Consider the following 19793-nt stretch of genomic DNA (forward strand, 5'->3'; position numbering starts at 1 on the left):
TGAGATCGCAGCAACAAAAATCCTTTGTACAATTTATTAACATATCCGCCGTGCTATTAAGGAGTAACGCATGACGAAGTCTCTCTTTCGCCAATCGTTTTTAACTGACACGTTAGATGTTCATATTGATGTTGCACCAGCGGAGCAGGTGCTTTCTAGCGGTGTAAAACTTAAACTCTATCAGCGTGGTGTATTAGAAGTAATCCCTGCGAATTATACTCAGGATACGAAGAACATCATCATCTCTTGTGGAGTTCACGGAGATGAAACCGCACCGATGGAGCTGGTGGATTCCATTATTCAAGACATAGAATCTGGGTTCCAGACGGTCGATACCCGTTGTCTGTTCATTATCGCTCACCCAGAATCCACTCTGGCGCACACGCGATTCCTCGAAGAAAACCTCAACCGTCTGTTTGACGAAAAAGAACACAAACAGACAAAAGAGCTTGTTATCGCCGATACACTTAAGCTGCTTGTTCGAGATTTTTATCAGGATACCGACCCGACAACACGCTGGCACCTTGATTTACACTGCGCGATTAGAGGCTCGAAGCACTATACGTTTGCAGTAAGTCCTAAGACTCGTCATCCAGTGCGCAGCAAGGCATTGATCGATTTCTTGGACAGTGCACACATTGAAGCTGTGCTCCTGTCAAACTCACCATCGAGTACGTTTAGCTGGTACAGTGCTGAGAACTTTGGTGCGCAGGCTCTCACGATGGAGCTTGGACGTGTGGCTCGTATTGGTGAAAATGACCTCGATAAACTGACCGCGTTTGATTTGTCTTTACGTAATTTGATTGCGGAAACGAAGCCAGAACACCTACCAAAACCATGCATTAAGTATCGCGTAAGTCGCACAATCGTTCGTTTGAACGAAGACTTTGACTTTATGTTCGACGACAATGTTGAAAACTTCACCTCATTTGTTCACGGCGAAGTGTTTGGTCATGATGGCGACAAACCATTAATGGCAAAGAACGAAAACGAAGCGATTGTCTTCCCAAACCGCCACGTCGCAATAGGTCAACGCGCAGCTCTGATGGTTTGTGAAGTGAAAACCCGTTTTGAAGAGGGTGAGTTGGTTTACGATTAATCCAACATTGCTTTGAGAAGTTAATTGCAATTTACCGAGGCTTAACTGTAAGGTTAAGCCTCGTCTGTTTTTATCGGCTGCTATGGATTTTCAACAACTTATCCTGAACAAGGAGCGACGCTGGCAACGTAACCTGATGGTTATGTCGATCGTGCTCGCTGTACTCTCTGCCATTCACTTGATGGTCGGAGAAATTTTCCTTTCTCCTTTTCAATCCTTATCTGCATTTGAACAGAAGTTATTGGTGGACTTGCGTTTACCGAGGTTAGTGTCTGCGGCAATTATTGGTGCTGCGTTAGCGGTATCTGGCGCGACGTTACAAGTGTTGCTTGGGAACGTGTTGGCTGAACCTGGCGTGCTTGGTATCTCTGGTGGTGCAAGCTTAGCAATGGTCTTAATCATGTTCGCGTCACCTGTTCTTCCTACCCCGATTGTTTTTATGTTGGCAGCGATTGCAGGCTCGATGGTATTCACGTTTGTTTTGGTGGCGATAGCAAGGGCAATGCACCTGACGACGGCTCGATTGCTTTTGGTTGGTGTCGCATTGGGTATTTTATCGAGCGCGATTGTGACGTGGGCATTTTACTTCAGTGATGATCTCAGCTTACGCCAACTGATGTATTGGTTAATGGGCAGCATTGGCGGTGCGAGTTGGTATCAACATACCGTTACCTTGGTGATGTTACCAGTGCTTACCTGGTTGTGCTGTAAAGGCAAGTCGCTTGATAAATTGATGCTGGGTGAGATTCATGCGACCCAATTGGGTGTCGACGTGCATCAAATGCGTTGGAAATTGATCCTCGCCATTTCTATTTTGGTGGGTAGTTCAGTCGCTTTGGGTGGCATCATCAGTTTTGTTGGTTTGGTGGTCCCGCACTTGTTGCGTTTGGCTTTTGGTACGGAAAACCGTTATTTATTGCCACTTTCTGCAATATCTGGTGCTGCGTTGCTTGTATTTGCTGACATCGGCGCAAGACTGTTGTTGGACTCCGCAGAGTTACCTTTAGGTGTCATGACAACATCGATTGGCGCACCTATTTTCATCTGGATGCTGGTGAAGAGTCATGATGCACGTTAAACATATGTCGGTTGGTAGTCGATTATTGCCTCTTTCTTTTGAATGCAAAGCTGGCGAAATCGTACATATCGTTGGGCCTAATGGTTCCGGTAAGAGTACTTTATTGGCTGCGATTTCTGGTACGTTAAGTCACCGAGAGGGTATGAGTGGTGAAGTGTACGTTGGCAACAAAAACTTGCTTACTTTACCGTTGTCAGAGCAAGCTCATGTTCGAGGTTATTTGTGTCAGCAATCGCGCCCAGCGTTTAATGTTGATGTGTTTCAGTATCTCGCTTTATCTCTGCCAAGTGGTGCTGAGATTGCGGATATCAAAGTGCGTGATGCCGTGAATATGGTGGTGGAGCTGGTACAACTGCAAGATAAGCTTCATCGCAGTATTCAAACATTATCCGGTGGTGAGTGGCAGCGTGTCCGATTAGCAGGTGTATGTTTGCAGGTGTGGCGTACCATTAATCCTTTTTCGCAGTTTTTAATTTTGGATGAGCCAGCAGCACCGTTAGATATTGCGCAAGAGGGTCTGCTCTATCAATTGATTAACGCTATGGCGGCGCAGGGGATTGGAGTATTAGTTGCTAATCACGATCTCAATCGCACATTAAAGCACGCAGATAAAGTATTGCTGCTTAACAACGGTGTGCTGCACTCATCAGGAAATGCCGATACTGTGCTAACGGAAGAAGCTCTCGGGGAAGTGTTCAATACTCAAGTCAAAAAGGTCATCGTAGATGAGCAACCTTATTTAATCTTTGATTAGTATTTAGGGACAACAAAAAACGACCTACTTGAGGTCGTTTTTTTTAATCGAGATAGCCAAACTCAACGCTTATTGAGTTAACGGTTTTAGATCTGCTGGGCGGTAGTAAACAGATTTGAGTACTTTGCCTTTACGAATGGTTTTACCTTCCGATACGAAATCTTCGGCGCATTTCGCGATGATGTATTCACCTTTCTGCACCGCCATCAACTTGATGCCTTGTTCCGCGTAGAATGCTTCTGTTTCTGAGTACTCTTGCTCGTTACGGCATACTTTGCTCATGTTGCTTGAATGGACTTCATCCCAGCAAGGAATAAATTCGATACCACGGTTTACCGCAACGTTTAATAGAAGATCAATTAAGTAGCTGATCGCCAGGTTGTCTTCTACTTTGCTGTGGCCAAGATGAACGAGACGGCCCATTAATACATACACGCTGTCTACGATGGCATCTGCTTGCTCAGTTTTACAATCTGCTTCTGCTAGCTCTGTTAGCTCTTCGATCGCCAAAGAGGTGTGTAGTGTGTCTGCTTGCGTATCAAGGCTTGCAGCGTCTGCGACTGGTAAGTCGAACGTACTACGGAACTCGGTGATATCACGGTATAAGTGATCAAAAATCTCTTGGGTTAGCTTTGACAGTTGCATTCTAATTTCCATTGAATCGATTGAAGCGGCAATGATACCAAACCGCACTTTGAACCCCAAGGGCATTGCATCTAACTGGTGATAAATCTGCCTTTGGGAATGGTGGTGCTTAACGAAATAGGTAAGGGAACAGCTTTTTACGTTCTTCCTCTGAAAGGGCGGAAACACGAGCGATGTTCGTATCGGGAATGGATTCAGGATCAGGATAGTGTTTTAGTACCTTTTCCATACTCTCTTCGCGAATCAAATGGAAGATCGGGTAAGGAGAACGATTGGTTAGGTTTTCGTCGTCTTCAGGCCTTGCGCCGCCAAAACAGTAATCAGGATGGAAAGTCGCTACTTGGAAAACACCTTCCCAGTTTTGCTGCTTAATTAATCCTTCAACCCAATCTATGCAAAAGTTGTAGTCCCAGAAATCTTGTAGCATGTTGGGAACCACAACCAACGTGGTCTCAAGTTGTTCGGGTTCTGTGTTACTCAGCTCAATCAGCTGCAATAAAATATCTTCTAGAAGCGCTTCTTCTTGAGTCGCTTCACTAACAAAGATTTTGATTTGTTTATTACGTTGCGGCTTGGCAGCAAATGGACAAAGGTTGAGACCGATTACTACATCGTTGAGCCATTGATCGACCTGTTGAGTGATCGCTTCGATATCTGTGTTTTGTGTTGAACGCGTTGACATACGACTTTCTGGTTTTTATTAAAGTAGCGCAAGCATAGCAGAGTTGGTTATCCAAGTAACCAGAGAGGTATTACGCAAATGAGCGTACCTTAGCTACTCTTTAAACTCGCAGCGTCAGGTGTTTGGTCAGTATGCTTTCTTTCGGCAATGTGTTTCAAATACGCAATTGCAGCAAACATCGCTAGGTAGACGGCGCTTCCTCCCATAAGAACACTCGACCAACCACCATGTTGCCAACAATAAAGAAGTAAGAATCCTCCTAAGCTACCGCCTACGTAGTAGTGTACTAAGTAGAGCGCTGTCGCGGTGGCTTTGGCGCGAGTGGCGTTCTGACCGACCCAACCGTAGGCGAGGGTATGAGTAAAGAAGGCACCAAAACTTATCAGCAACAACCCAAATAGCATTGCAGTCAAGCTTTCAACCGCCGCAATCCACATCCCCGCCATGCTCACTATCGCGCCTAAGAACATACCGAGGATTGATGAATAACGTTTACTCCAGTGGCCTGCGCAACGAGAGGAGAAAGTCCCTCCCAAGTAACAAATAAAGATCAGTGAGGCCAACCCGACGGGCACATTGTGAGGTTCACTCACCAGACGGAAACCCATGACGGAGTAAAGGTTGACGAACAAAGCAAAGTTGAGTCCTCCTATCAGCATTGCGAACCACACGCGTTGGTTTTTAAAATGACCAATAAGCGCACGATTTTGATGGCGCAAGCTGCTTGATGACGGGGTGAAGTTGCGCTGTGTTGGCAATAAATAGTGAACGCCAATGACACCAAGAAGAGTGAACACCATCATAACTTCAATGGCGACATCAACACTGAAATTGTCCGCCAATAAGCCGCCGCTAATACGCCCTGCAATACCGCCTAATGAGTTAGCCGCAATGTACGTTCCAATTGCCATCGAGAAAGCGTGCTTGTCGAGCTCTTCTGCCATGTAAGCCACGGCGACTGCAGCAAAAGCTGCGAGCGCGACACCGATCAGTGCTCGACATACCACCAAAAACAGAAATGAGTCACCAAATAGCATCAAAGCGGAAAGGGTAGGAATCGAAAACAGACCAGCCATCATGACTGGCTTTCTTCCCACTGATTCTGACAACACAGCCATTGGAACGAGGCTAAAAGAGAGAGCGAGTGTTGAGGCCGCAAATAACCAGTTCACTTGCGTTTCTGAGATCGTGAAAATTTGAGCAAAAGTGGGCAGCATTGGCTGTAGTAGGTATAAATTTGAAAAAACCAAGAAGGAACCAAGCGCTAGCGAGAGCGTAATGCGTTTGTATTCCGGTGTGCCAAAACTGACCATGAATCCTGCCTAATGTGAGCAAATGGAGAGACTGTGATCAATCTATCAGTTCGTTATAAATTAAAAAAATATATTAAAAATATGGACACCATATATTTTTGATCTAATGGAATCGAAACAACTTAAACATTTTCTGGCGGTCGCTGAACACGGAAACATTACCCATGCGGCGAAAGCCCTGCATATTGCCCAGCCCGCATTAAGCATTTCTATCAAAAAGTTTGAGCAGTCTTTGGGCGTTACCCTATTTCGCCGTGATGATAAAAAAATCAGCTTAACGAAAGAGGGCGAAACGTTATTTGTACATGCTAAGCGGGTGATTCAACAGTTGCACGACGCGCAGCTCGCGATTGATGAGTTGAAAGGTTTAGCGAAAGGCGAAGTAAGACTAGGGACGCCATCAATGATGGGCAGTTATTTCTTTCCACGAATTGTGATGGCGTTTAAAAGCCAATTCCCTGAGTTAAAATTGACCTTGGTCGAAGCTGGAACTCAATCGATTCGTCGTATGCTGCTCAATGGTCAACTCGATATTGGTGTGATCAGTTGTGATAATGTGCCTGATGATCTAGAAACTGACCATTTGTTTACTAGCCAAATGGTCGCAGTTGTTTCACCTGAGCATGAGTTAGCCCAGCGACACGCTCTTACTTTTGATGAGTTCTTTGAACACGATTTGGTTATGTTTCAGCATGGCTATTTTCACCGCGAATTTTTGGATCAGGTGAGTGAGGAGCATGGGTTTACCATGAAGTCATCATTCGAGACCAACTTACTGCCTTTGATTTTGAGTATTGTAAAACAAGAGTTTGCGATTACCGCGTTACTGGAATTGGTGACTCAACATGAGTCGGGCGTTGTTGGCTTACCGTTTGAACCACCAGTGACGCTGGATCTGGCACTTGCTTGGCGCAAGCAGGGGTATTTATCAATAGCAGATCGAACGTTTATCGACTTTATCAAGCGCTACGTTTAAACGCAGCGCAGATTCATCGTCCGAGCACTAGTCGCCTTTGTACATCTTCTCGAAGTTCTTTGGGTTCCAGCCAATCATTACCCGATCACCAATTTTTAAAACTGGCACTGAACGAGCACCAAGCGCATCAAGTTCTTTGCGACCGCGTTGCATCTTAGCATTGCACAAACGATAGTTAATATTTTTCGAATCCAGATAACGTTGAGCATCTTTGCAGTGAGGGCATTTGTCTTTGACGTAAAGGACGACACGTTTCATTGAGTTTCTCTCCATTATCATTGGGAGGCGAAGTTTAACGGCCTTTCACAATAAATGAAAGGCGAAAGCTAAGGTGAAACTGTCCTTTATCTCAGGTATATTGAGCGCCTTTATTTTGTCATAACAGACGTTAACTCTATGCATCCGTCACTTCGATACATTCAAGGCTACCCACAAAACATCGTAGAGCAGGTGAGCTCATTGATAGCGAGTGGCAAGTTTGTTCCTTGGTTCGAAAAGCGTTATCCCGATAGGCACCAAATCAAAAGCGAAAGGGCGCTCTATGAGTACGCCATGGCAATCAAAAATCGCTACATGAAGAAAGCCGCGCCAATCAGTAAAGTTGTCTACGATAAGAAAATTCACGCGGTAAACAATGCGCTTGGTTTGCACAGTGTAATCAGTAGAAACCATGGTGGTAAGCTTAAGTCGAAAAACGAGATTCGCATTGCCAATGTATTTAAAGATGCGCCCGAGCCACTATTAAGAATGCTGGTGGTACATGAGTTGGCACATACTCGTGAGAAAAACCACGACAAGGCGTTCTATCAGTTATGTTGCTGCATGGAGCCTGAGTATCACCAACTCGAATTTGATGCTCGTTTGTTTATGATTTACCTCGATTTAAAAGCGAATTTGAATGAAGAACAATAATCACAACGCGAAGCAAGCAAAGCCAAAGGCTTCAATGGCGGGTCAGAAGAAAGACGCGAATAAAGACAAGCCGAAGCGTGTTAAAGACAAAGTTGCGCGCAAATCCCCTCAGCCTGCAGGAAAGAGCGAAGTCGAGTTCATAAAAATAGCGAAGAATGGTTTGCATGAGCGTAATGTTCATCGAGGTCGTTACGATTTTAAAAAACTCGTGGAAAGTGAACCACAGTTAAAGCCATTCGTTATCAAAAATCCGAAAGGGGAAGATTCCATAAACTTCTCTGATCCTAACGCTGTTAAAATTCTCAATAAAGCATTGCTTGCTGCGTATTATGGTATCGAGTTCTGGGGCATTCCCGACACCTACCTTTGCCCACCGATTCCGGGGCGCGCTGATTACATTCACCGAGTGGCAGAACTACTTGATAGTGAAGTAAAAGGTCAGTACGCGCACCAAAAAGTGAAAGCGTTGGACATTGGCGTGGGAGCAAACTGTATTTATCCGATTGTTGGTGTAACAAAATACGGTTGGCACTATACGGGCAGCGATGTCGATCCAAAATCCATCCAATCGGCTCAAACGATCGTAGAGCACAATCGTGTTTTGACGGGAAAAATTGCACTGATACAGCAACACAATGATGCCAATATTTATCGAGGTATCATTCAACCGAATGATCGTTACGATGTGACGACATGCAATCCGCCATTCCACCGTTCGGCGGAAGATGCCGCTATGGGCAGCCAGCGTAAAATCGATAATCTAAAAGCAAACCAGCGTAAGAAAGGGCTAAAACCTCAAACCGCACCAGTAAAGACAAGTAAGCCTGCGTTGAATTTTGGCGGTCAAAACGCTGAATTGTGGTGTGAAGGCGGAGAAGCGGCGTTTATCCGAAAAATGGCGAATGAAAGCCAAGCTTTTGCTGCGCAGGTCTTGTGGTTTACAACACTTATATCTAAAAAAGACAACGTTCGCCCGATGCGCAAGCAGCTTGAAAAATTGGGTGTGAAAGCCATTCGTGTGGTTGAAATGAGTCAAGGACAGAAAGTTAGCCGCTTTGTAGCTTGGTCATACATGGATAAGCAACAGCGCAAAGCATGGATGGAATTAAAGTAACGTTGACCGTTTCACACTGAACAATAAAGTAGGAAGCCCGCTGATATCAGCGGGCTTCTCTTTTTGGGAGATCTAAAACTTAATAATGGGCTCACAATCTAGTGAACTGAGAGAGACAAAAGTATCTGTTTTGGCGTAGTACAAGCCACAGGTTTCACCTCTTATCTGCAACGTATATTGGTCTGGAAGATCCGTATAGCTGCCATCCAACAGTTGATTGTTGTTCCCTTTTACTCGTCCTTTTTCAATCAACAAATGCGGTGTGGATTCAAATACGTTATTTGCGATTCTAGGTGCAGGTGTCCCTTGGATTTCTGCGATCGCGTTTTGAATTTCTATGACTGTTTCCGGAGAGTTCTTTTTACTCAATGCTTCAACGGGTTCTTGTGACATAGCTTGACATCCTATCAAAGAAATCGAAGTCCCTAGGAAAAGCGCAACCCGAATCAGCATTCGTAAAAAGTTAGTTGATCTCAACATGAATTGCCTCTGTTCGTAGCGGAGAGCGAAGATCGCTTAACTCCGGAGATGAAATGTTACGCGGCATGGCGTTGAAACTTGAAGAGGAGACTGGCGGACAGGTTCCAGTTTCCATGTAGTTTAGTGCCGCAGAAAGCATACCTTCAGACGGATCGCCTAATGGTTTTGTTAGGTCGTCATTGACCCAGCAACCTTCCACTCTGTTGTTTAAGCCTAACTCGGTATTGATTTGGCTCTTTGGAGTAGGAATAAAACCATCAGCGAAGTCGCCAAATTTTTTCTCGTTCGCCGACTTGAACTGAATAGTGTAGTACATAGTGCCGCAGTTTTGTTCTGGTGAGAACCCATACGGTTTACCTGTGGTTGTTGAGCCTATTTGGATAACCTCCACATCAATGCCGCGCAAAGCGTTGATCAACAGTTCACTTGAGGAAGCCGTGCCTCCTGAAGTCAGTACATATACGCGCTTTTTGTTCAGTGTCGGAAGCACTTGGTCCGAATATTTCTGTGCTGCCCAGTCTATTGCTAGATTCGTAAAGCGATAGATGTTATCCCCATCTTTAATGGTACGCATCACTTTGTCATTATGAATCAACTCACTGAAGACTCGGTTCTGACCAGCACCGCTTAGCATGTAGCCTACTTGCGAGGACTGAAGGACTAAGCCACCGCCGTTGTAACGTAAATCAACGACGATCTCGTCAACATTCTCTGCTGAGAGCGTACTGAACGCCTCAATAAGCGGGGCTTGAGCGCTTGGTTCAAAGGAGTTGTATTGCAGATAGCCGATCCGCATACCATTTTGTGTAATCACTTTGGCATTTTTAACTGGAGAGGTCATGACATCAGAGGCGGTAAGCGTCACGGTTTTCTCTAGACCGCCAACACTCTCAAATGTGAAGGTGTAATCTTGATTGATGTCAGGGTTAAAGAGCGTTTTATTAATAAAATCAATGTCGGACTGACTACCGGTGTTAACCACATCAATATTATTGATTTTCAGAAGCTTATCACCACGAGCAATGCCGCTTCTATCAGCTGGCGAGGCTTCTTCAGTGTAGGAAATACGAACGTCTCGAGGTTGTACGCCACGTAGGAATGCCCAGTTAAAACCAAATCCAGCAACTAAACCGGATTGCGATGATTTCATATCATCCTCATAAGGGACGGTAAAATGGAAGCGATCTTTTGGTTTACCCGTCGCGGTAGTAGCAGAGGTGACCAGCGTATTGAAGTAATCAGTAACAGTTTTGTAGTTTGCTGGATTATTATCAGGAACCTCGTCATACCATAGATACGTTTCGTTAGTAAAAGCTCTTAAAAAGAGTTTTTCGTGTAATGCAGAGCCCAATTTATCTGGATAGGCGGCATAGTTGTCATATGGGTCCAGTCCGACGCGGGGCGTTTCACATTGGTTGATAAACGTTTTCGACGGTTGGCTAAAATCATGAACTTTCCACGTTGGACCGTTTGCACTGCTAGTGGACGGAGTAGGTGATGAGCTATCACCGCCACCACCGCCACAGCCTTGTAATAATGCGAGAGTGACTGCCGTTGCTAAAGAATACTTAAATTTCACTTTTCTATGTCCTTATAAATAATAGAATTATAATTATGTGTTTTGCTTTTGTTTTTATTAGCTAGGTGAATGTATTAATTTAATTTGTTCGTCTGCAAATTTATAGTTAAATAGTGTGAGGTAAATAACGTAAAAAAGTTGTCTTTTATACTTAAGCTAAATTAGTCATTACTTAAGTTTTCTGTCTATTTCAAAAGAGCTAACAAGACAATTAATAAGTGTGAAATTAAGACAAGTTCTTAGTTGACTAAGCGACGCTTGCTAAATAAAAAATCAGAATTAGATTCAGGAAACGCTTTGAATCAATAGTTTGGTAGGGATATATGATGTTATCTCGGAGGTGTTTGATTTATTTATCTGATGCTTTAACTTAATTTAGTGAGTTGAGCGACGTGCTTTAATAAGCTTCCGTCAATGTTAGGTAAATCATCAGCGAAAAATATCTGAGCACCGGGAGTGCAGCGCATTAATATATTTGTTAGTTCACCTTCATTGTTGGAAGTGTTAACTGCGTTAAGTTTCGCTAATTTATTACAAAGCTCGTCCTCTATTTGCACTTTCTGCTCTTCGGTGAGCCTAATGCGACCTATACATACGCCTGGGTTGATATCATGAGAAAGCGAATCTTGTTGAAATCGCTCTTTGAATAAGGTGTCTAATGCCGTACCTTCTTCCATAATAAATCGACGACCAGAACGGTAAAACAAGCCGTCTCCGAAGTTTTCGACATATCCTAGAATTTCCGCGATACGCAAATAGAATCGTAAGCTTGTATCAGAAAGTCCGTAAGTTTGGGCTATCTCTTGCGGTTTAATATCACGAGAAGTCAGCATATAAATAAAATCAAGTAAATAAGGATGCTCAACGAAAAGGGCGCTCTCTTCATCTGTTAGCATTTGCTCGTTTTGGTGCTGAAGCTCGTTGGCTAAGGTTGCGAGTTCGATGAGATCGGTATTCAGGTAGTTCAGATAAATAAGTACTTTATCCAAACCTAAAGCTGGATTATGTAGGTGGCGTTTAATACTAGATAAAGGGATGCCACTTTTCTCTGACAAGGAATTGTAGCAAAGCCCTTCTTCTTTAATCTTTTGTCGTAGCGCTGCAAGTAAAAACTTTGGTCCAACATTCATCCTTGAATATCACCTTATTCGTTATTCCGTTTACTGGCTGATATTTTGCCTTTCAAGCAGCAGGTTTCGAATCGCTGTGCCTGCTTCTAGAATGTGCTTTTTCAGTAGGTACTTGGCGCCTTCGATATCGCGATTTTGGCACATTTCAAACAAGCTTAAGTGCTCTTCTTCTGCCTTTTTAATGCCTGTAGTAAACAATAGCTGCATGCGTATGTATCGGTCACACTTTGTGTTCAGGTTGTAAATGACGTCCATAGTTTCAGGCATGTTGGCTGGCGCATATAGGGCTTTGTGGAACTCGTAGTTGTAGTTGCTCCATTCTTCTACTTCGTCGCCACTGTTCACTACTGACTCGAAACGTTCGCGAACTTCGCGCGCGCGTTCAAGGTCAGCGTCTGTCATATTTTGAATCGCGCGCTCTAAAATGTGGCATTCCACGACAGCGCGCAGTTCAAATAGCTCATTGATTTTCTCTGGAGATAGCTCAGTGACCGTCGCACCTTTGTGAGGTTCAAAGCTAACGAGTCCTTGTGCTTCCAATTGAACTAACGCTTCACGCACAGGAATTCGGCTAACATTAAACTCTTTTGCTAACGCATCTTGACGTAAAGGTTGACCAGTTTTTAACTCGCCCTTCAAGATCTGAGTTCGAATTGCTTCCTCAACGAGCTGAGTGCGCGTTTTAAAAACAGGTTTCTGTGACATTGAAGTCTCCCGTGAAATTAATATTGTATCCAATCCATTTTACTTTAGTAGTTTATTGTTTTTCTGGCACAAACCAACTAGGAAAGAAGGTTTTGAGAAGTAGAGTGAAATAAAAGGCATCAGTTGATGCCTTTTTGAGCCATTTGGTGGGCTTATTGGGACACACTGCCATCTATGGCGCGTTGGATACCCAGTGGGTTCGACGCTTTTAATGAATCCGGCAATAAAGATTCTGGCAAAGCTTGATAAGAGACCGGACGCAACCAACGATGAATAGCCTCCGCACCGACAGATGTTGAGGCAGAATTGGTTGAAGCCGGATATGGTCCACCATGAACCATAGCGTAACCAACCTCGACGCCAGTTGGCCAACCGTTGAATACAAGGCGTCCGGCGATTTCTTCCAAACTTGGAAGCAGTTGCTTGGCTTGTTCTTCGTCTTCAGCGGTAGCGTGAAGGGTTGCGGTGAGCGATCCAGTCAGTGAATCACTCAGTTTCAACATGTCATCGAAATCTTCACAGATTACGATTAACGATTGAGGACCAAATATTTCTTCCTCCCATTGCGGGTTTTCACGCCAGTTTTTACTGTCCGTCACGAACAGTGCTGGTGAGACATTGGTCGCTTCTGCTTGTTCAGAACGAGTGACGTTAATGCCTGTTTCGGAAGCTCGCTTATCCACTTCGGATTCATACGTTTCTCGGATTCCTTGCGTTAGCAAAGTGGCCGTTGATTGTTGTCGAATTAACCCTTGAGCGATTTCGATAAAGGCTTGCGTTTCTGGGCTATTCAAGACAAATACAACGCCTGGTTTTGTACAAAATTGTCCACAGCCCAAAGTCATAGAAGCCACAAATTCTTCAGCCAATGATGCGTTTGCCCGTATGGCTGAAGGGAGAATAAATGTTGGATTAATCGCCCCTAGTTCGCCATAGAAGGGGATTGGCTCTGGTCTTTGCTGGGCTAGATTGAACAGCGCACGGCCACCACCGACTGAACCTGTAAACCCAACCCCTTTAATTTTTGGATGGGTAACGAGTGCTTGGCCAAGTGCACGTTTGTTACCTTGCAATAGCGTGAAGATGGCTTGCGGTAAGCACTCTTTCTCAAGTGCAGCCTCAATACACTCGGCAACAAGTTGACTGGTGCCAGGGTGGGCGGTATGGCCTTTTACAATCACAGGACAGCCAGCTGCCAGTGCCGAAGCCGTATCACCACCTGCCGTAGAAAATGCGAGCGGAAAATTAGACGCACCAAACACGGCGATAGGGCCAATTGCGATTTGTTGACGGCGAATATCTGGTTTTGGCAGTGGTTGACGGTTTGGGTTTGGCGTATCGAAAATTGCTTGATGGTGATTACCCGATCTCACAACCTCGGCAAATAGTCGTAATTGGCTCGCGGTACGTCCTATTTCACCGCTTAAACGTGCTTCGGGAAGGGCAGTTTCTAAATGAGCACGAGCAACGATTTCTTCACTCTTCACTTCCAATTCAGAGGCGATAGAGCAAAGTAAGCTCGCTCGCTTTGCATTGCTTAGTTGGCGAAACTCACGCGCAACGCTTTGGGCGGCTGAGGCGGCTTGATTAACTTCTTGCTCCCCATGTACCGGAAACGCTATAGGTAGAGGCTCACCAGTAAAGGCGTTGACTGCGTAAAAAGTGGTTGGTTCTTGTGGGTTCATCATTCTTCCTTACTATCCTTATTACTTCACTTCAAATCCGTACGCATATGGGTCTTCATCGTCTACCCATATCGTGTTGTGACCGTATACTTGTGCCCATCCTTCAATGCTTGGCAAAATAGCGGCTTTGCCATTCACTTCGGTAATGCCTTCTATACGTCCTTGAAATAGGCTGCCGATGATACTTTCGTGAACAAAGTCTTCCCCTTGATTGAGCTTGCCTCTTGCATGCCATTGCGCCATACGTGCACTTGTTCCCGTACCACATGGCGAACGATCCAACGCTTTGTCGCCGTAAAACACAGCATTTCGAGCGGTGGCGTTTTCTTGAGTGGGCTCTCCGGTCCATAGCACGTGAGAAACACCGCACACTGTTGGATCTTCTGGATGTACGCACTCAACCGCTCGAGATACCGCTTCGCGAACTTTTGGTGAAAGCATCAAAATTTCATCTGGAGAGTAGTGTTCAAGTCCGGCGTAGTTTTCTTGAGGATCGACGATTACGTAATAGTTTCCGCCATAAGCAACATCGACAGTGAGCTCACCTAAGCCCTCTATGCTCACGGTTACGTCTTGGTGGGCAAGGTAAGCTGGTACGTTAAATATCTTCACCGACGTGACCTTGTCACCTTTTGTTTGGTAGTGCACTTCGATTTGTCCTGCTGGGACATCAAGTATCAAACGGCCTTCTTTTTTGGGAGTGATAAGGCGATTCTCGATAGCGGTAGTGACGGTTCCAATGGTGCCGTGGCCACACATTGGTAAGCAGCCACTGGTTTCAATAAACAGAATTGAAGCGTCTGCGTTATCGCTGCAAGGAGGCAAGACAACGGACCCCGACATCATCGAGTGTCCGCGAGGCTCAAACATGAGTGCCTGACGAATCCAATCATAATGCTCAAGAAAGTATTGGCGCTTTTCGCTCATGGTATTGCCTTCGAGTGGAGGCACACCGCCTGCTACCAGCCTAACTGGGTTGCCGCAGGTGTGGGCATCAATACAGAAAAAAGTTCCTTGTCTCATTTTTCGCTCCTTGCTGAAAAAATGGTTGAATTAAACAATAGTGATGTTAACGTAATGTAAAATATATTGTATACAATCTACGTTTTCAAGTGTGACTCGGAGCATATTTATGTTGGTCAAGGATGAAACTAAAAAGGAAAGGATCGCTGTGATAGGTGCGGGGATTATTGGCTTATCAATTGGCTTGAAATTGCAGCAGCAAGGTTATCAAGTCACGATTTTTGATCCCAATGGCGTGGGGAATGGATGCTCTAAGGGAAATGCAGGCCATATCGCGACTGAGCAAATCTTCCCTCTTGCAACGCCAGCGCTGCTTCCACAATTACCTAAAATGCTGCTAGATCCCAAAAGTCCGGTTTCGATCCGTTGGCAAGATATTCCAAACACAATCGGGTGGATGATTCGTTTTCTATTACAAACCAAGCCATCAGCCGCGGAGCGGGCAAAAAACGCGATTAAGAGTCTTAACGAGCGGTCAGTGGCAAGTTGGCGTGGCATGCTTGATTCAATCGGAAAAGCGCATCTAATAAAAATGAATGGTTCATTGCTCACTTTTGAAAACGAGAAACTGTTTCAGAATTATCAAAGTACGCTTAACTCACTGGCTAAAAACGGTGTGACGCATCAAGTTTGGACACAAGAGGAGATTCGAGAGCGGATACCTGATCTCAGCCATAAGGTTCGTATCGGAGTCTTTTTTCCCGAAACCGGTCATACGCTAGACCCTTATCAGCTCTGTGCTGAGCTAAGTGAAGCCTTTGAAGAGCTTGGCGGTAAGGTTTTACAAAAAGGTGTATCTGCGTTGGCGAAAAATGGCGATGTGCTGGTTGAGTCTCAAACACATTCATTTGACCGAATCATTGTTGCCGCTGGTGTACATTCTAAGCCTTTGATACGGGAACTAACCGGAGTCAAAGTGCCTATTCAAGCCGAGCGTGGTTATCACCTAATGGTGGATGACAAGCGTGATGTACTGCCATTTCCTATTAGCTCTGCCGATAGAAAATTCATCATGACTCCGATGTCTGGTGGGCTACGCTTGGCAGGCACTGTTGAGTATGCCGATGTAGAATCACCACCCAATATGAAACGTTCAGAAATGCTTTTTCAGTTAGGTGATGAGATGTTTGAATCGGGGTTAAATCCACTGAAGCAAGGAGAAAAGTGGATGGGGAATCGGCCTTCAACAGTCGACTCGTTACCGGTTATTGATAGCATTTGGGATGGAAATGTATTACTGACATTTGGCCACCAACACCTTGGATTAACTCAAGCGGCGATTACGGCAGATCTCCTTTTAGAGCTTATCGAAGGAAAGCCAACATCGATTGATCTTTCACCTTTTTCACTACAACGATTTGCCTGAAAAATTTAATATTAAATATTGTATAAAATATATTAAATGCTAATGTTAACTTAATTTTAACAAAAACTGGTATCCAACAGCCGTACTCGGATGCCTCCAGAAAAACAACCAAAAGGAGTAAAACATGTCACGAATGACCAAAGCACCATTGGCGCTGTTGATTTCAGGAATGCTGTTGGGGACCTCTGCTTATGCTGAAGACAAATTGACGGTCGTATCTTGGGGTGGTGCATTCACCAAGAGCCAAGTGGAGGCATATCATAAGCCTTTCATTAAAAAAACAGGTGTTGAGATCGTATCCGAGGATTTCAGTGGCGGATTAGCCGAAATTAAAGCGCAGGTGGAAGCGAACAATGTGCGCTGGGATTTGGTTTCTCTCGACAAGCCGGACATTGTTCGTGGTTGCGCCGAAGGGTTACTAGAACCAGTGAGCCCAAGTATTTTGCCTCCGGGCGCAGATGGAACACCAGCACAAGAGGATTTCATTGACGGTGCGATTCACGAATGCGCAATCAATACCATCGTTGTGTCCACAGTATTAGCGGTGAACGAAGACGCGTTTAAAGGTAAGGCTTTGCCTAGCAAGTTGACCGATCTTTTTGACCTAAAAACTTTTCCAGGTCGACGTGCATTGCAAAAACAACCTCAGGGCAATCTTGAGTGGGCACTATTGGCTGATGGTGTAAAGCCAGAAGAGGTCTACAGCCTGCTCGAAACCGAAGCGGGGCGTGAGCGTGCTTTTGCTAAGTTGGATACGATCAAATCAGAAGTGCTGTGGTGGACAACAGGTGCCCAGCCACCTCAAATGCTTGCAGACAAAGAAGTGGTGATCGCCTCGGCGTTTAACGGCCGAATCCACAATGCCCGTAAGGATGAAGGTCAACCATTTCGGATTATATGGGACCGTCAAATGGGTTACATGAATGGATGGGCGATACCTAAAGGGAGTGAGAACACAAAGCTTGCATTGGACTTCATTGCTTTTTCTTCAGGAACAAAACCATTAGCTGATCAAGCTAAGTACGTTGCCTATGGGCCTACGCGTAAGTCGTCTTCGGCGGAGGTGAACCCAGACATTTTAGCGAACCTTCCTACAGCACCTCAAAACTTCCAAACCGCCTTCCTGATTAACGATGAATGGTGGTCAGACTACGCAGATGAACTCAATGAAGAGTTCAACACTTGGCTGCTTAACTAGGCGTTAATTTGTGTATAGGGCCGAGTTTTCATCCATAAGCGAGGTTCCGTACTTTTCCTCAACTGTATTTATGTTTTCGGAGAAATGATGAAAGTCATCGAAGCACAGCAAGTCGCGCAATGTTTAACAATGAAGTCTCTTATTGAAACGATGCGTGAAATGTACTCGCGGCCAGCGACAATACCTCAACGCCGAGTCATGCCCTTAGAAGAGGGAGAATACGAGGCGTTTGCGCTACTTCCAGCTTGGAACCAGGAGTTGATTGCGGTGAAAGCCTTTACGTATTTCCCGCATAACCCTGAGCAAGGCAAAGATACGCTTGCATCTAAGCTGCTTGTTTTTAGACGAAACGATGGTGAGCCGCTCGCACTCGTGGACGGTAAAGTTTTAACGTTTTGGCGCACCGCCGCAGCTTCTGCGTTGGCAGCGGACTATTTGGCGCGTCCCGATGCTGATCGTCTGTTGATCTGCGGAACGGGCAATCTTGCGCCTTATTTTGCGTGGGCATACGCTGCGGTTCGCCCACTTAAGCAGGTTTATATTTGGGGGCGTAACTCAGATAAAGCCGAGGCGACGGTAGATGCCATTGTGTCATCTTCAGAGTATCAGTCGCTTCCTGATGAGCGTCGGTTCCGTGTTTCAGTCGTAGAAAATGTGGACCACGTTATCAAACACGTTGACATCATCAGCTGTATTACCGCATCAGCAGAGCCTTTGTTTAATGGCGCAGACGTGCAGCCGGGCACCCATATTGATTTGGTCGGTAATCATGACTTGGATAAGCGTGAATGCGACTCCGAAGCAGTGCAACGAGCACAGGTGTATGTTGATAGCCGTATTAATGTATTAGCCGAAGCGGGCGATCTTCTCATTCCAATTCAAGAGGGCGTGTTCACGTCAGACGATATTAAAGGGGAATTACCGCAGCTTTGCGCCCAACAAATCTCAGGACGTCAAAACGATGAGGTCATTACTTTATACAAATCAGTTGGCAGTGCTTTGGCTGATTTGGCCGCTGTAAAGGCGGTGTTGTTAGAAAATGGCATAGATACCCATGCCTGAGCATTTTTGCTCGTTCATTTAAATTGCATACAATATACATATAAGGAAAGTAGTTCATGAAAATTGATTGGAAAGGTGTTTATCCGGCGGTCAGTACGCAATTTCGTCAAGATCAGTCAATCGACTTAGACGCAACGCAAACTGTTATAGATAACCAAATTAAAGATGGTGTGAATGGCATTATCTGCTTGGGTACTGTCGGTGAGAACTGTGCGTTGTACCCGGAGGAGAAACGCCAGGTCTTGCAAGCGGCAAAAGAAGTCGTAAATGGCCGTGTGCCTTTGATTGCTGGTACAGCAGAGTCTATTACCACAGCAGCTGTTGATTACATGCAGGATGCGTACAAAATTGGTATCGATGGTTGTATGGTGATGCCTGCCATGGTTTACCGCACGTCTGAGAGCGAAACGTTCGAATATTACCGCACGCTAGCAGAAGCAACGCCAGAAATGCCAATCATGATTTACAACAACCCGGTTGCTTATGGTGTCGATGTAAACCTCGACATCATGGCGAAACTGGCTGAGTTTGAAAGTATTGTAGCTATCAAAGAGTCGACCACTGATACTCGTCGTATCACCGAGCTTTACAATAAATTTGATGACCGCTTTACCGTGTTCAGTGGTGTTGATGACATCGCTCTTGAATCATTGATGCTAGGTGCGACCGGCTGGATTTCTGGTTTAACCAACGCATTCCCAGAAGAGTCCGTTGCGATTTATAAACTGGCAAGCCAAGGTCGTTATGCTGAAGCGTTAGAGATCTACCGTTGGTTCTTACCCCTACTGCGTTTAGACACCATTCCTACGCTGGTTCAGTGCATAAAATTGGCCGAGCAAGTCTGCGGACGTGGCTCTGAACAAGTTCGTGCGCCACGCCAACTCTTACAAGGTGAAGAGCGTCAACAAGTCATTCAAATGGTTGAACATGCGTTAGAAACCCGCTTAGACCTATCCAAATACAATCTGTAATTGTGCTGTTTAGTAGAGCGT

Annotated in this window: 20 protein-coding genes; 10 read left to right on the forward strand and 10 right to left on the reverse strand. The window is 45.1% G+C overall.

The features are described 5' to 3' along the window. Positions 1–70 precede the first annotated feature (70 nt). From R7Q09_RS04250 to btuD, 3 genes are all read left to right on the forward strand, one after another. Entirely contained in the window at positions 71–1099 is a 1029-nt protein-coding gene (locus tag R7Q09_RS04250) for a succinylglutamate desuccinylase (RefSeq protein WP_017820882.1), read from the forward strand. 82 nt (positions 1100–1181) lie between these two features. Further along, on the forward strand, positions 1182–2177 hold the full coding sequence (gene btuC / locus R7Q09_RS04255) for a vitamin B12 ABC transporter permease BtuC (RefSeq protein WP_017820883.1): 996 nt from the start codon (positions 1182–1184) through the stop codon (positions 2175–2177). After that, positions 2164–2931, forward strand: a complete 768-nt coding sequence (gene btuD, locus R7Q09_RS04260; RefSeq protein WP_213874422.1) for a vitamin B12 ABC transporter ATP-binding protein BtuD — start codon at positions 2164–2166, stop codon at positions 2929–2931. Before btuC ends, btuD begins: the two co-directional genes overlap by 14 nt. 69 nt (positions 2932–3000) lie before the next feature. On the opposite strand, the gene R7Q09_RS04265 is transcribed toward btuD, so the two are convergent. The 3 genes from R7Q09_RS04265 to R7Q09_RS04275 all read right to left on the reverse strand — a co-directional run bounded on the left by R7Q09_RS04265 (position 3001) and on the right by R7Q09_RS04275 (position 5571). Further along, positions 3001–3576 carry a nucleoside triphosphate pyrophosphohydrolase family protein gene (locus tag R7Q09_RS04265; protein WP_005377875.1) on the reverse strand — a complete coding sequence of 192 codons (576 nt, stop codon included), beginning with the start codon at positions 3574–3576 and terminating at the stop codon, positions 3001–3003. Between the two features lie 109 nt (positions 3577–3685). Next, on the reverse strand, positions 3686–4258 hold the full coding sequence (locus R7Q09_RS04270; RefSeq protein WP_025766766.1) for a DUF1415 domain-containing protein: 573 nt from the start codon (positions 4256–4258) through the stop codon (positions 3686–3688). Positions 4259–4347: 89 nt separating this feature from the next. Continuing rightward, on the reverse strand, positions 4348–5571 hold the full coding sequence (locus tag R7Q09_RS04275) for an MFS transporter (RefSeq protein WP_047100700.1): 1224 nt from the start codon (positions 5569–5571) through the stop codon (positions 4348–4350). 106 nt (positions 5572–5677) lie between these two features. Here R7Q09_RS04275 and R7Q09_RS04280 point away from each other — a divergent pair, with 106 nt between their 5' ends. Beyond that, positions 5678–6547 (forward strand): LysR family transcriptional regulator, encoded by an 870-nt coding sequence (locus R7Q09_RS04280; RefSeq protein ID WP_005389786.1) that lies wholly within the window; start codon positions 5678–5680, stop codon positions 6545–6547. Positions 6548–6574: 27 nt separating this feature from the next. Here R7Q09_RS04280 and R7Q09_RS04285 read toward each other — a convergent pair whose 3' ends face one another. Continuing rightward, positions 6575–6805 (reverse strand): glutaredoxin family protein, encoded by a 231-nt coding sequence (locus R7Q09_RS04285; RefSeq protein ID WP_005377871.1) that lies wholly within the window; start codon positions 6803–6805, stop codon positions 6575–6577. 138 nt (positions 6806–6943) lie between these two features. Here R7Q09_RS04285 and R7Q09_RS04290 point away from each other — a divergent pair, with 138 nt between their 5' ends. Both R7Q09_RS04290 and rlmF read left to right on the forward strand, forming a co-directional pair. After that, positions 6944–7459 (forward strand): M48 family metallopeptidase, encoded by a 516-nt coding sequence (locus R7Q09_RS04290; RefSeq protein WP_047100699.1) that lies wholly within the window; start codon positions 6944–6946, stop codon positions 7457–7459. Continuing rightward, positions 7446–8573: a 23S rRNA (adenine(1618)-N(6))-methyltransferase RlmF gene (rlmF, locus tag R7Q09_RS04295; RefSeq protein WP_054577909.1), complete on the forward strand. Its 1128-nt coding sequence runs from the start codon at positions 7446–7448 to the stop codon at positions 8571–8573. Before R7Q09_RS04290 ends, rlmF begins: the two co-directional genes overlap by 14 nt. Before the next feature lie 72 nt (positions 8574–8645). On the opposite strand, the gene R7Q09_RS04300 is transcribed toward rlmF, so the two are convergent. From R7Q09_RS04300 to R7Q09_RS04325, 6 genes are all read right to left on the reverse strand, one after another. Continuing rightward, positions 8646–8966: a hypothetical protein gene (locus tag R7Q09_RS04300; protein WP_054577908.1), complete on the reverse strand. Its 321-nt coding sequence runs from the start codon at positions 8964–8966 to the stop codon at positions 8646–8648. Between the two features lie 70 nt (positions 8967–9036). Then, the gene (locus R7Q09_RS04305) at positions 9037–10632 is read right to left on the reverse strand and encodes a S41 family peptidase (protein WP_054577907.1); all 1596 of its coding nucleotides are present in this window, start codon (positions 10630–10632) and stop codon (positions 9037–9039) included. A gap of 365 nt (positions 10633–10997) precedes the next feature. Next, on the reverse strand, positions 10998–11762 hold the full coding sequence (locus R7Q09_RS04310; protein WP_005377865.1) for a hypothetical protein: 765 nt from the start codon (positions 11760–11762) through the stop codon (positions 10998–11000). Positions 11763–11792: 30 nt separating this feature from the next. Then, positions 11793–12467 carry a GntR family transcriptional regulator gene (locus R7Q09_RS04315; protein WP_005377862.1) on the reverse strand — a complete coding sequence of 225 codons (675 nt, stop codon included), beginning with the start codon at positions 12465–12467 and terminating at the stop codon, positions 11793–11795. A gap of 152 nt (positions 12468–12619) precedes the next feature. After that, entirely contained in the window at positions 12620–14152 is a 1533-nt protein-coding gene (locus R7Q09_RS04320; RefSeq protein WP_318070548.1) for an aldehyde dehydrogenase (NADP(+)), read from the reverse strand. Between the two features lie 21 nt (positions 14153–14173). Beyond that, complete coding sequence (locus tag R7Q09_RS04325) at positions 14174–15175, reverse strand: 4-hydroxyproline epimerase (protein WP_149191860.1); 1002 nt, start codon at positions 15173–15175, stop codon at positions 14174–14176. A gap of 109 nt (positions 15176–15284) precedes the next feature. Here R7Q09_RS04325 and R7Q09_RS04330 point away from each other — a divergent pair, with 109 nt between their 5' ends. From R7Q09_RS04330 to R7Q09_RS04345, 4 genes are all read left to right on the forward strand, one after another. Next, positions 15285–16541: an NAD(P)/FAD-dependent oxidoreductase gene (locus R7Q09_RS04330; protein ID WP_138939944.1), complete on the forward strand. Its 1257-nt coding sequence runs from the start codon at positions 15285–15287 to the stop codon at positions 16539–16541. A 124-nt stretch (positions 16542–16665) separates the two neighbouring features. Further along, positions 16666–17739 carry a polyamine ABC transporter substrate-binding protein gene (locus R7Q09_RS04335; protein ID WP_017633955.1) on the forward strand — a complete coding sequence of 358 codons (1074 nt, stop codon included), beginning with the start codon at positions 16666–16668 and terminating at the stop codon, positions 17737–17739. Positions 17740–17826: 87 nt separating this feature from the next. Then, positions 17827–18801, forward strand: coding sequence for an ornithine cyclodeaminase family protein (locus R7Q09_RS04340; protein WP_169628447.1), 975 nt, complete (start codon positions 17827–17829; stop codon positions 18799–18801). Between the two features lie 56 nt (positions 18802–18857). Then, complete coding sequence (locus tag R7Q09_RS04345) at positions 18858–19772, forward strand: dihydrodipicolinate synthase family protein (RefSeq protein WP_005377851.1); 915 nt, start codon at positions 18858–18860, stop codon at positions 19770–19772. Positions 19773–19793 lie beyond the last annotated feature (21 nt).

Source organism: Vibrio sp. 2130-1 (assembly GCF_033339515.1).

Excerpts from the sequence above, each read along its gene's own strand:
- R7Q09_RS04315 (WP_005377862.1), bottom strand. The coding sequence starts at position 12,467 with ATGTCACAGAAACCTGTTTTTAAAACGCGCACTCAGCTCGTTGAGGAA.
- R7Q09_RS04280 (WP_005389786.1), top strand. The coding sequence starts at position 5,678 with ATGGAATCGAAACAACTTAAACATTTTCTGGCGGTCGCTGAACACGGA.
- btuD (WP_213874422.1), top strand. The coding sequence starts at position 2,164 with ATGATGCACGTTAAACATATGTCGGTTGGTAGTCGATTATTGCCTCTT.
- R7Q09_RS04340 (WP_169628447.1), top strand. The coding sequence starts at position 17,827 with ATGAAAGTCATCGAAGCACAGCAAGTCGCGCAATGTTTAACAATGAAG.
- R7Q09_RS04275 (WP_047100700.1), bottom strand. The coding sequence starts at position 5,571 with ATGGTCAGTTTTGGCACACCGGAATACAAACGCATTACGCTCTCGCTA.
- R7Q09_RS04330 (WP_138939944.1), top strand. The coding sequence starts at position 15,285 with ATGTTGGTCAAGGATGAAACTAAAAAGGAAAGGATCGCTGTGATAGGT.
- R7Q09_RS04270 (WP_025766766.1), bottom strand. The coding sequence starts at position 4,258 with ATGTCAACGCGTTCAACACAAAACACAGATATCGAAGCGATCACTCAA.
- R7Q09_RS04325 (WP_149191860.1), bottom strand. The coding sequence starts at position 15,175 with ATGAGACAAGGAACTTTTTTCTGTATTGATGCCCACACCTGCGGCAAC.
- R7Q09_RS04290 (WP_047100699.1), top strand. The coding sequence starts at position 6,944 with ATGCATCCGTCACTTCGATACATTCAAGGCTACCCACAAAACATCGTA.
- R7Q09_RS04300 (WP_054577908.1), bottom strand. The coding sequence starts at position 8,966 with ATGTCACAAGAACCCGTTGAAGCATTGAGTAAAAAGAACTCTCCGGAA.
- R7Q09_RS04310 (WP_005377865.1), bottom strand. The coding sequence starts at position 11,762 with ATGAATGTTGGACCAAAGTTTTTACTTGCAGCGCTACGACAAAAGATT.
- R7Q09_RS04265 (WP_005377875.1), bottom strand. The coding sequence starts at position 3,576 with ATGCAACTGTCAAAGCTAACCCAAGAGATTTTTGATCACTTATACCGT.
- R7Q09_RS04345 (WP_005377851.1), top strand. The coding sequence starts at position 18,858 with ATGAAAATTGATTGGAAAGGTGTTTATCCGGCGGTCAGTACGCAATTT.
- R7Q09_RS04335 (WP_017633955.1), top strand. The coding sequence starts at position 16,666 with ATGTCACGAATGACCAAAGCACCATTGGCGCTGTTGATTTCAGGAATG.
- btuC (WP_017820883.1), top strand. The coding sequence starts at position 1,182 with ATGGATTTTCAACAACTTATCCTGAACAAGGAGCGACGCTGGCAACGT.
- R7Q09_RS04285 (WP_005377871.1), bottom strand. The coding sequence starts at position 6,805 with ATGAAACGTGTCGTCCTTTACGTCAAAGACAAATGCCCTCACTGCAAA.
- R7Q09_RS04250 (WP_017820882.1), top strand. The coding sequence starts at position 71 with ATGACGAAGTCTCTCTTTCGCCAATCGTTTTTAACTGACACGTTAGAT.
- rlmF (WP_054577909.1), top strand. The coding sequence starts at position 7,446 with ATGAAGAACAATAATCACAACGCGAAGCAAGCAAAGCCAAAGGCTTCA.
- R7Q09_RS04320 (WP_318070548.1), bottom strand. The coding sequence starts at position 14,152 with ATGAACCCACAAGAACCAACCACTTTTTACGCAGTCAACGCCTTTACT.